The organism is Rothia sp. (in: high G+C Gram-positive bacteria), from assembly GCF_015265375.1.
Taxonomy (GTDB): Bacteria; Actinomycetota; Actinomycetes; order Actinomycetales; family Micrococcaceae; genus Rothia.
In genome coordinates this window covers 1-8,930 of record NZ_JABZXW010000073.1, presented here as the reverse complement: position 1 = coordinate 8,930, position 8,930 = coordinate 1, and the positions used below count along the sequence as shown (strand labels likewise).

Annotated in this window: 7 protein-coding genes; all 7 read left to right on the top strand. The window is 58.9% G+C overall.

Annotated elements, in window-relative coordinates; all coding sequences use genetic code 11:
* The first annotated feature begins 1 nt into the window (after position 1).
* The 7 genes from HXO69_RS08085 to HXO69_RS08055 all read left to right on the top strand — a co-directional run bounded on the left by HXO69_RS08085 (position 2) and on the right by HXO69_RS08055 (position 8,697).
* Positions 2 to 1,117, top strand: coding sequence for a GTPase Era (locus tag HXO69_RS08085; protein WP_296546419.1), 1,116 nt, complete (start codon positions 2 to 4; stop codon positions 1,115 to 1,117).
* 214 nt (positions 1,118 to 1,331) lie between these two features.
* Positions 1,332 to 2,771: an LCP family protein gene (locus HXO69_RS08080; protein WP_296546418.1), complete on the top strand. Its 1,440-nt coding sequence runs from the start codon at positions 1,332 to 1,334 to the stop codon at positions 2,769 to 2,771.
* Between the two features lie 434 nt (positions 2,772 to 3,205).
* A complete protein-coding gene (gene leuA, locus HXO69_RS08075; protein ID WP_296546420.1) occupies positions 3,206 to 4,954 on the top strand; it encodes a 2-isopropylmalate synthase in 1,749 nt (582 codons plus the stop codon).
* A gap of 183 nt (positions 4,955 to 5,137) precedes the next feature.
* Positions 5,138 to 6,040 (top strand): hypothetical protein, encoded by a 903-nt coding sequence (locus HXO69_RS08070; protein WP_296546417.1) that lies wholly within the window; start codon positions 5,138 to 5,140, stop codon positions 6,038 to 6,040.
* Positions 6,041 to 6,249: 209 nt separating this feature from the next.
* Positions 6,250 to 7,098, top strand: coding sequence for an undecaprenyl-diphosphate phosphatase (locus tag HXO69_RS08065; RefSeq protein ID WP_044145830.1), 849 nt, complete (start codon positions 6,250 to 6,252; stop codon positions 7,096 to 7,098).
* A gap of 158 nt (positions 7,099 to 7,256) precedes the next feature.
* On the top strand, positions 7,257 to 8,573 hold the full coding sequence (gene mshC / locus HXO69_RS08060; protein WP_296546415.1) for a cysteine--1-D-myo-inosityl 2-amino-2-deoxy-alpha-D-glucopyranoside ligase: 1,317 nt from the start codon (positions 7,257 to 7,259) through the stop codon (positions 8,571 to 8,573).
* A gap of 1 nt (position 8,574) precedes the next feature.
* Positions 8,575 to 8,697 (top strand): hypothetical protein, encoded by a 123-nt coding sequence (locus HXO69_RS08055; protein WP_296546412.1) that lies wholly within the window; start codon positions 8,575 to 8,577, stop codon positions 8,695 to 8,697.
* Positions 8,698 to 8,930: the final 233 nt, after the last annotated feature.

Genomic DNA, 8,930 nt, shown 5'->3' with positions numbered 1-8,930 from the left:
CTTGAGCACCCCGCTGCCGACCTACCCGAAGGATTTCCGTTCGGGTTTCGCGTCGTTGGTGGGCCGCCCGAATGCGGGTAAGTCTACTTTGACGAACGCTATGGTTGGCCAGAAGGTGGCTATCACCTCGAACCGTCCGCAGACGACCCGCCACACGATCCGCGGTATTGTGCACAAGGACGAGTATCAGTTGATTCTGGTGGACACCCCGGGTATTCACCGCCCCCGCACCCTGTTGGGTGAGCGTCTGAACGACCTGGTGGCAAGCACCCTTTCGCAGGTGGATGTGCTGGGCTTCTGCATTCCGGCGAATGAGAAGATCGGCCCGGGTGACCGCTACATTGCGTCGCAGCTGGTGGCGTCGAGCAATAAGCCGGTGGTTGCCATTGTGACGAAGGCTGATACCGTGAGCTCTGAGGAGTTGCGTGAGCAGCTACTGGCTGTTGAGGCACTCGGCGAGGAGGTCATGAGCGCTGAGCGTGCGGCTCGTGCTAAGCGTGCCGCGCATCGTGCGAAGCAGAAGGGTAAGGGCCCCAAGGGTAAGGGCGGCAAGAATGATGCTGTGCCTTTCGCGAAGGGTTCGGGTCCTGCGGCTAAGCGCCGTGCGGGTGAGGTGTCTGAGCCGATGCCGGTTGACGGTAAGGGCGGCTGGGCTGCGATTATCCCGGTGTCTGCGGTGAAGCATTTCCAGGTGGATGCGGTCGCTGACCTGCTGGCGCAGTACACTCCGCTGTCGCCGCCGCTGTACCCGGAGGGTGAGCTGACCGATGAGCCGGAGGCAACCCTCATTGCGGAGCTGGTGCGTGAGGCTGCCCTGGAGGGTGCGCGCGAGGAGCTGCCCCACTCGATTGCTGTGACGGTTGAGGAGATGCAGTTCCGCGAGGGCCGCCCGGCGGATAACCCGCTGCTGGATGTGCACGTGAACCTGTTTGTGGAGCGTGAGTCGCAGAAGTACATCATTATCGGTAAGGGCGGCTCGAATCTGCGCAAGATTGGTACGAAGGCTCGTGAGCAGATTGAGGCGATGCTCGGTACCCGCATTTACCTGAATATTCATGTGAAGGTTGCGAAGGAATGGCAGTCTGACGCTCGTGCGTTGAACCGCCTGGGATTCTAGGCAGCTTTCCTGAGCGGCTCGTCCTAAGGGACGGCTCTGAGAGGCAACCCTGAGCGGTTGCCCTTGGGGGCGGTCGCGCATCCCTAGTTTTCACCCGGTGGCTTGCAGAAATATGTGCATGCCTCCGGGTGAAACTTTTCACTCTCATTCGGCGCTCATAGGGAAGAGTGTTACTCTGAGAAAGCACTTGCTCACCGGCAGAAAGAGAAAAGGTATGCCCCAGGCACCTCGTTTACGAAGCACCGGTCGTCATATGCGCACGACGGTGCTGACTTCAAACCGCAATAAGTGGATTGCTCTGCTTACCGCGTGCATGCTCGTCATTGTTGTTGGCTTCGGTGGCGTGTTGGCTCTGCGTATGCGCAATAATCTGCATACTCAGGAGCTGAACATCAGCAATTACAAGGACGGCCTGGAGAACGGCGCCTTGGACATTCTCGTGATTGGCTCCGATACCCGTAAGGGCAATAACGGTGCGTACGGTAATGAGGATGACCGTAATTCTGAGGCTCGCGCGGACGTGATGATGCTGCTGCAGATCAGCAAGGACCGTAAGAACGTGAGCGTTCTGTCGTTCCCGCGTGACTTGATGGTTGATGTGCCGCAGTGTACTGACCCTGAGAGCGGTACCGTGTACCCGGCTGAGGAGAACGTTCAGATTAACGAGTCTCTGTCTCGCGGCGGTGCCGGTTGTACTGTGGCGACCATTAGCAAGCTGACCGGTGTAAACATTGACCACTTTATGCTGGTGGACTTTAACGCTGTGAAGGAGCTGTCGAAGGTTGTTGGCGGCGTTCAGGTCTGTGTGGACGCTCCGATTGATGACGAGTACAGCGGTCTGAAGCTTCCTGCGGGTACTTCCACTGTTGAGGGTGAGCAGGCTCTTGCGTTCTTGCGTAGCCGCCACGGCTTCTCGGATGGTTCCGATATTGGTCGTATTCAGGCTCAGCAGGGCTTCATGTCTTCGCTGCTGCGTAAGGTGAAGAACGAGGGTACTCTGTCGAATCCGGGCCGTCTGATTAACATTGCTGAGGCGATTACTCAGAACGTGACCGTGGATAAGAACCTGGGTAATATCAGCACTCTGGTGGGTGTTGGTGCGACTCTCGGTGGCGTGGATCTGTCGAATGTTGTGTTTGCGACGGTGCCGACTGAGCCGTGGAGCCAGGATGAGAACCGCCTGCAGGTTTCTGCGGATGCTGCGAATGTGTTCCAGCGTCTGCGTGACGATAAGTCGCTGAAGGAGGAGAAGGCTCCGGCAGCTGAGGCTACTTCTGCCGCTCCGGTTCAGCTGGATCGTACGGTTCCGGTGAACGTGTACAACGCGACCGGTCTGGATGGTCGCTCGGCTACGATCGCTTCGGTGATTGAGGGCCTGGGCTACACGAATGTTACCCCGGGTACTTCGGCTAACCCGACGAACTTCACCACGGTGTTCTACTCGTCCGGTTACGAGGCGGAGGCGAAGGAGATCGCCGCGAAGCTGAACGTGACCCGCGTGGTGGCGACCGAAGAGGTTCTGGGTGTGTCGGTGACGATCGGTACTGACTTCCCGTCCGGTGAGGCGATGGAGAAGCAGGAGGCTGCGATTGCGGGTAACGCGACCGGTCAGACTGCTGATCAGCACAAGTGCCAGACTGCTTTCGCCTACTAGACCCGGCTGCTGGGAACTATGAGGCAAGCGCAGATGCGTGAATAACGTGGAATAACGTGTGAAGGGGCGTAGCGCCAGTAATGGTGGCTACGCCCCCTTCGTCGTTAATTCTCGCCGGTAATTCTTTCCAGATGATGGACGGCGCCCCGTGCGCTGTGCCACCGCCTCCGGGCGCTGTGATAGCGTGGAGGTATGACTATTCACGGTGAGAGCATGCGCGGGGTTACCCGCCAGGCAATGAACCTGCTGCTTATTCGCCGGAACGGGGCACGCTAGAATCTGCCGCAACCGTTCCGGCTTTTTGACGCGGCATCTCACCTTCGCATCCTTTCTGATGCACCGCCTTGACCACGGCAGCCGGGGACCGATACCCGGCACGGTACGAGCCCCGAAATTGGGGTAGAGCGAGACGGACCAACCCACAGGAATTCATGATGAAAAACCACCAGAAGCCCAGCCCCATGCCGGTACACAAGTACCGCCCTTTCCACGAACAGATTGTTGTTGACCTGCCGGACCGCACCTGGCCGGATAAGGTCATTGAGAAGGCTCCGCGCTGGTGCGCAGTGGATCTGCGTGACGGCAACCAGGCGCTGATTGACCCCATGGACACCGACCGTAAGCTTGCGATGTTCAAGCTGCTGGTGAAGATGGGTTACAAGGAAATTGAGGTTGGTTTCCCCTCGGCGTCGCAGACTGACTTTGATTTTGTGCGCACTCTCGTTGAGGACGGCCACATTCCTTCGGACGTGACCATTCAGGTTCTGGTGCAGGCTCGTGAGCACCTGATTGCCCGCACTTTTGAGGCGATTGAGGGCGCACCGCAGGCGATTGTGCACTTCTACAACTCGACCTCCGTGCTGCAGCGTCGCGTGGTGTTCAACCAGGATCAGGAGGGCGTGCTGGATATCGCCCTGCAGGGTGCGCGCCTGTGCCGCAAGTACGAAGAGCAGATGATTTCTGACACTAAGGTCATCTACGAGTACTCGCCCGAGTCTTTCACCGGCACTGAGCTGGAGTACGCGGCTCGCGTGGTAAACGCTGTGGCTGAGGAGCTGGAGGTCGGTCAGAACGGTCGCGAGCTGATTGTGAACCTGCCCGCTACCGTTGAGATGGCTACCCCGAACGTGTACGCCGACTCTGTCGAGTGGATGCACCGCAACCTGAACCACCGCGAGCACATTGTGCTGTCGCTGCACCCGCACAATGACCGCGGTACCGGCGTGGCTGCTGCTGAGCTGGGTTACCTGGCGGGCGCTGATCGTATTGAGGGTTGCCTCTTCGGTAATGGTGAGCGCACCGGTAACGTTGACCTGGTCACTTTGGGTCTGAACATGTACACCCAGGGTGTGGATCCGCAGATTGATTTCTCTGATATTGACGGTATCCGTAAGACTGTTGAATACTGCAACCAGTTGAAGGTGCACGAGCGTTCGCCGTATGGTGGCGATCTGGTGTTCACCGCGTTCTCTGGTTCTCACCAGGACGCTATTAAGAAGGGCTTTGAGGCTCTGGAGCGTACCGCGGCTGAGGCGGGTAAGACCGTGGATGAGGTGTACTGGGAGGTTCCGTACCTGCCGATTGATCCTCGCGATCTGGGTCGTACCTATGAGGCGATTATTCGTGTGAACTCGCAGTCCGGTAAGGGCGGTATGGCGTACCTGCTGAAGCAGGATCACGGCCTGGATCTGCCGCGTCGTGCTCAGGTTGAGTTCTCGAAGATTGTTCAGGCTCGTACTGACGCTGAGGGCGGCGAGATGACCAGCGAGAAGCTGTGGAACATCTTTGCGGATGAGTACCTGCCGGCTCCGGATCCGCAGAACCGTTGGGGTAAGTACCGTATTGAGTCGATTAACATTGATTCGGCTGATACCGGTGCGACTACTCTGCGTGTTGGTCTGAACATTGATGGCCACACTTATACTCGTTCTGCTTCGGGTACCGGTCCGGTGGATGCTCTGCAGAACATCCTGTCGGGCGAGGGCGTGGATATTCGCGTGATGGATTATTCGGAGCACACCATGTCGTCTTCGTCGACTGCTAATGCTGCGTGCTACGTTGAGGCTGCTGTTGGTTCTCGCGTGCTGTGGGGTATTGGTGTGGATAACTCGACGACTCGTGCGGCGTTGAAGGCGATGATTTCGGCTGTGAACCGTGCGCTGCGTGATGAGCGCCAGGCATAGGCGATAGCGTACATGCTTTGTGCAAGGTTTTCGGGTGACCGCTGGTGGGTGACCGTTAGCCGTGCATGATGTGGGGGCGGGATGCATACTGGGAGTATGTATCCCGCCCTTATGCGTTAATGTGCGCAGGTGTTGTGTGCATCGGCGTGCTGTGGGGCGAATAGTCTGCAGGGAGGAACTCTCATGAAAAGCTACGCGATGGTGTTTAGCCCCGTTGATGCGGCGGGCACCGATTCTTCTGTTCGTGCCTGGAATTATGAGCTGCGCGGTAGTGATGATACTGCTCTGCCTGCAGGTTCCACCGAGGTGTGGGAGGCTGGCTGGGTGGGTTCGACTGGTCCCGGTATTGAGCAGGATCAGTGGCCGCGCAGTACTTTTACTGGTTTGCCGATGCAGCATATTTTTACGGTGAGGTTGCCGGGGGAGTACCTGCCGGATGCACAGAAGTATCCGGGCGTTGTGGCGTTCTCTTTCTTCGCCGGTGATGGCCAGTTCGCTGAGGATGAGGCGACTGAGGGCGTTGCTAATGCTGCTAGTGATGACCCGTTTGAGGTGCAGTATGCGCAGGCGCGGGTGCATCCGTATCAGTTGTTGTTGCGCGATATTCTGGATGCCGAGTTTGCGGTGCTGTACCTGAGCGAGGAGGAGTTCTCGTCCCGTACGGAGCCGCCGCAGGATGTGCGCCGGCCCGGTGAGCATCGTGGTGAGGAGGAGAGCTTCAGCGCCTGGGCTTTGGCGGATCGTCAGCAGCCGCTGGATCGTAAGCCTGCTCTTGTGGGGTGGGTTCCGACGGATGACCCGAATGCCGGTAAGGTCCCCAGTGATGTGTTTGAGAATGTGGACTCGCAGACTGGTTATTTGAGTCCTTTCGATTGGGATGCGGAGGATTCGGCGTGGTTTGAGTGGGCTGAGCCGCTGATTGCGGTGAATACTCACTTGGGTGGCACTCATTTTTATGCGCAGGCTCTGCCGGAGGGCCTGTCGGCTCGTTATATTGAGTTCGATGAGTTTGATGTGCTGAATTTTGGGTGCGGTAGCGCTGTTTTTGATTTTGAGACCGGAGTTTTTGACTGGTCGTGCGGCTAATAGGCTCACGCCTTTGACACGCAGCTGAGCTGTTTGCGCGGCTTCCGGGAGTCGTAGATGAGCCGTGGATAAGCCCCGGTTGCACCGCGGTGTACCTCCTGAAACGGCACCCTGAGCGTTTCAGAGTGTGGACGGGGCGGTTTGCGGAGGTTCCACATCACCTTCGGCGAACCGCTCCGGGCGGGCGTGCCTCCTGTATCCTTGAATGCGTGGAATGGATTCAAGCAATTATTTTGGGCTTTGTTCAGGGCCTGACCGAATTTCTGCCGATTTCGTCATCGGCGCATCTGAACATTGTTGGCCAGATCCTGCCGGAGAAGGCTGACCCGGGCGCCGCGTTTACCGCAATCACCCAGCTGGGTACTGAGACCGCGGTCTTGATTTTTTTCTGGCGCGATATTGTGCGCATTGTGAAGGCGTGGTTTGGCGCTCTTACCGGCCGCGTACCGCGCAACGACCCGGATGCCCGCATGGGTTGGCTGATTATTATTGGCTCCCTGCCCATCGGCGTTTTGGGTCTGCTGTTGGAAGACTACATTGACACGCAGTTCCGCAGCCTGTGGATTGTGGCGACCATGCTGATTGTCTTTGCGGTGTTCCTGGGCCTTGCGGACCGTTTTGGCCGCGAGCAGCGTGAGCTGAAGGACCTGACGTTCCGTCACGGCCTGCTGTACGGTTGCGCACAGGCGCTGGCGCTGATTCCGGGTGTTTCTCGTTCGGGCGGTACGATTACCGCGGGTCTGTTCATGGGTTACACCCGTGAGGCTGCGGCACGTTACTCGTTCCTTCTGGCGATGCCCGCCGTGTTCATGTCTGGCCTGTACAAGACCTTTAAGGTGGTCACCGGCGAGGAGGCGACCGGCTACTACGGTATCCCCTCGACCATCGTGGCTACTCTGGTTGCGTTTGTGGTGGGTTACCTGATGATTGGCTGGTTCCTGAAGTACGTGTCGTCGAAGTCCTACGGCATTTTCATTTGGTACCGCATTGCGCTCGGTATCCTGATTTTCGTTGGTCTGGGCACTGGCGTTCTGAACGCTACTTCTTCGGCGTTCTAAGGCTTTAGCCCTCAGCGTGATATGACATACCCGTCCGTGAGTTTCTCACGGGCGGGTATTCTTGTTTAAGTAGATTTTTTGGCACCCGCATGCCCGTAGGTTGGGCGGCGGGTGTGGCGCGTCCACCGGGTGTGGGCGTTTTTACGGAAAGGAAACCCATGCGAGCTTGGGATGCCCCGGCCTCTGTGACTTTGCCTGGTAAGGCTGCGCTGCCGCGTATTTTTGATACTGCGGCTGGTGAGATTGTTCAGGTTCAGGAGGATAAGGCGGCGAGCCTGTACGTTTGCGGTATCACCCCGTACGACGCGACGCATATGGGTCACGCCTCCACCTATGTTGCTTTTGACCTGCTGCACCGCGCCTGGCTGGATGCGGGCGTGCCGGTCACCTATGTGCAGAACGTGACCGATGTGGACGACCCGCTGCTGGAGCGTGCGACCGCCACGAACGTTGATTGGCGTGAGCTGGCTGAGGATCAGACGGAGCTGTTCCGCACCGACATGAAGGCGCTGAACGTGATTCCGCCGGCGCACTATGTGGGTGTGGTGGAGTCCATTGAGTGGCTGTTCCCGCTGATTGAGGATTTGCTGCGCCGCGGCCTGGCGTACCGCGTGCCCGGTTTCACCGACGAGCAGGGCGTTGAGCAGCCTGACGGTGACGTGTACCTGGACTTGAAGGCTGTGCGTGAGCTGCCCGCGAACGCTGAGGGCTACTCGTGGGCGCCGGGCGAGGTATCGCACCTGAGCCGTGATGAGATGCTGGAGATTTTCGCTGAGCGCGGCGGCGACCCGAACCGTGCCGGTAAGCGTGACGCACTGGACCCGCTGCTGTGGCGTGTTGAGCGTGAGGGTGAGCCGAGCTGGGATGCCGGCGAGCTGGGCGCGGGCCGCCCCGGCTGGCACATCGAGTGCACCATGATTGCCCGCCGTTTTGTGGATGGTTCGCTGACCGTTCAGGCTGGCGGTAACGACCTGACCTTCCCGCACCACGACCTGGGTGCTGGCCATTCGTGGGCTGTGTCTGCGCGCCCGCACGCTAAGCATTACGCGCACACCGGCATGGTCGGTTTGGACGGCCACAAGATGAGCAAGTCCCGCGGCAACCTGGTGCTGGTTTCGCGTCTGCGCGCGGCCGGCGAGGATGCGAACGCGGTGCGCCTGGCGATTATGGGTCAGCATTACCGTTCGGATTGGTTCTGGACTGATGAGCTGCTGGAGCACGCGAAGGCTCGCCTGGATACTTACCGTCACGCGGTGTCGATGGCTGAGGGCCGTGAGGGTTCTGAAGGTGTCACCGATGAGGCGGCGGTTGAGCTACTGGCCGCTGTGCGTGAGGCACTCGGTGAGGACCTGAACGCGCCGGCTGCTTTGGCGGCTGTGGATGCGTGGGCTGTGAAGGCTCTGGCGGACACCACCGTCGGTGGTGGCGCGCTGGTGCGTGACATCCTGGCGGCACGCCTGGGCGTGGTCCTCTAAGATGGCTGCGCCTGTCATGGAGGAACTGTACGCTTTTCGCCCGTATGACCGTGAGACGGTCGATGCGCTCGCCGCAGAGATGTTAGCTGAGGTGCGCGCGTACGAGGCGCAGAAGGAAGCGTAGGGCTTCTGAAAGCAACAAGGGGTGGGTGACTCTGGAATAGTCCAGGGTCACCCACCCCTTTTGTGTATAACCGGTTGTAGAACCCAATAACTGGTTATCACGCCCGCGAGGTAATACTCCACAGCCGATTTGCAGACTCCGCTAAAATAGAAAAAGACTTTTTCCGTCCATAGTTCGCCGCGACGGCGAACAGCACAGACTGACCCAAACCCGAGGAGAATCACCCCGTGAGC

What these genes read in the sequence shown, in the direction of transcription:
- HXO69_RS08080 (WP_296546418.1), top strand. Translation starts at nt 1,332, where the DNA reads ATGCCCCAGGCACCTCGTTTACGAAGCACCGGTCGTCATATGCGCACG.
- leuA (WP_296546420.1), top strand. Translation starts at nt 3,206, where the DNA reads ATGAAAAACCACCAGAAGCCCAGCCCCATGCCGGTACACAAGTACCGC.
- HXO69_RS08070 (WP_296546417.1), top strand. Translation starts at nt 5,138, where the DNA reads ATGAAAAGCTACGCGATGGTGTTTAGCCCCGTTGATGCGGCGGGCACC.
- mshC (WP_296546415.1), top strand. Translation starts at nt 7,257, where the DNA reads ATGCGAGCTTGGGATGCCCCGGCCTCTGTGACTTTGCCTGGTAAGGCT.
- HXO69_RS08055 (WP_296546412.1), top strand. Translation starts at nt 8,575, where the DNA reads ATGGCTGCGCCTGTCATGGAGGAACTGTACGCTTTTCGCCCGTATGAC.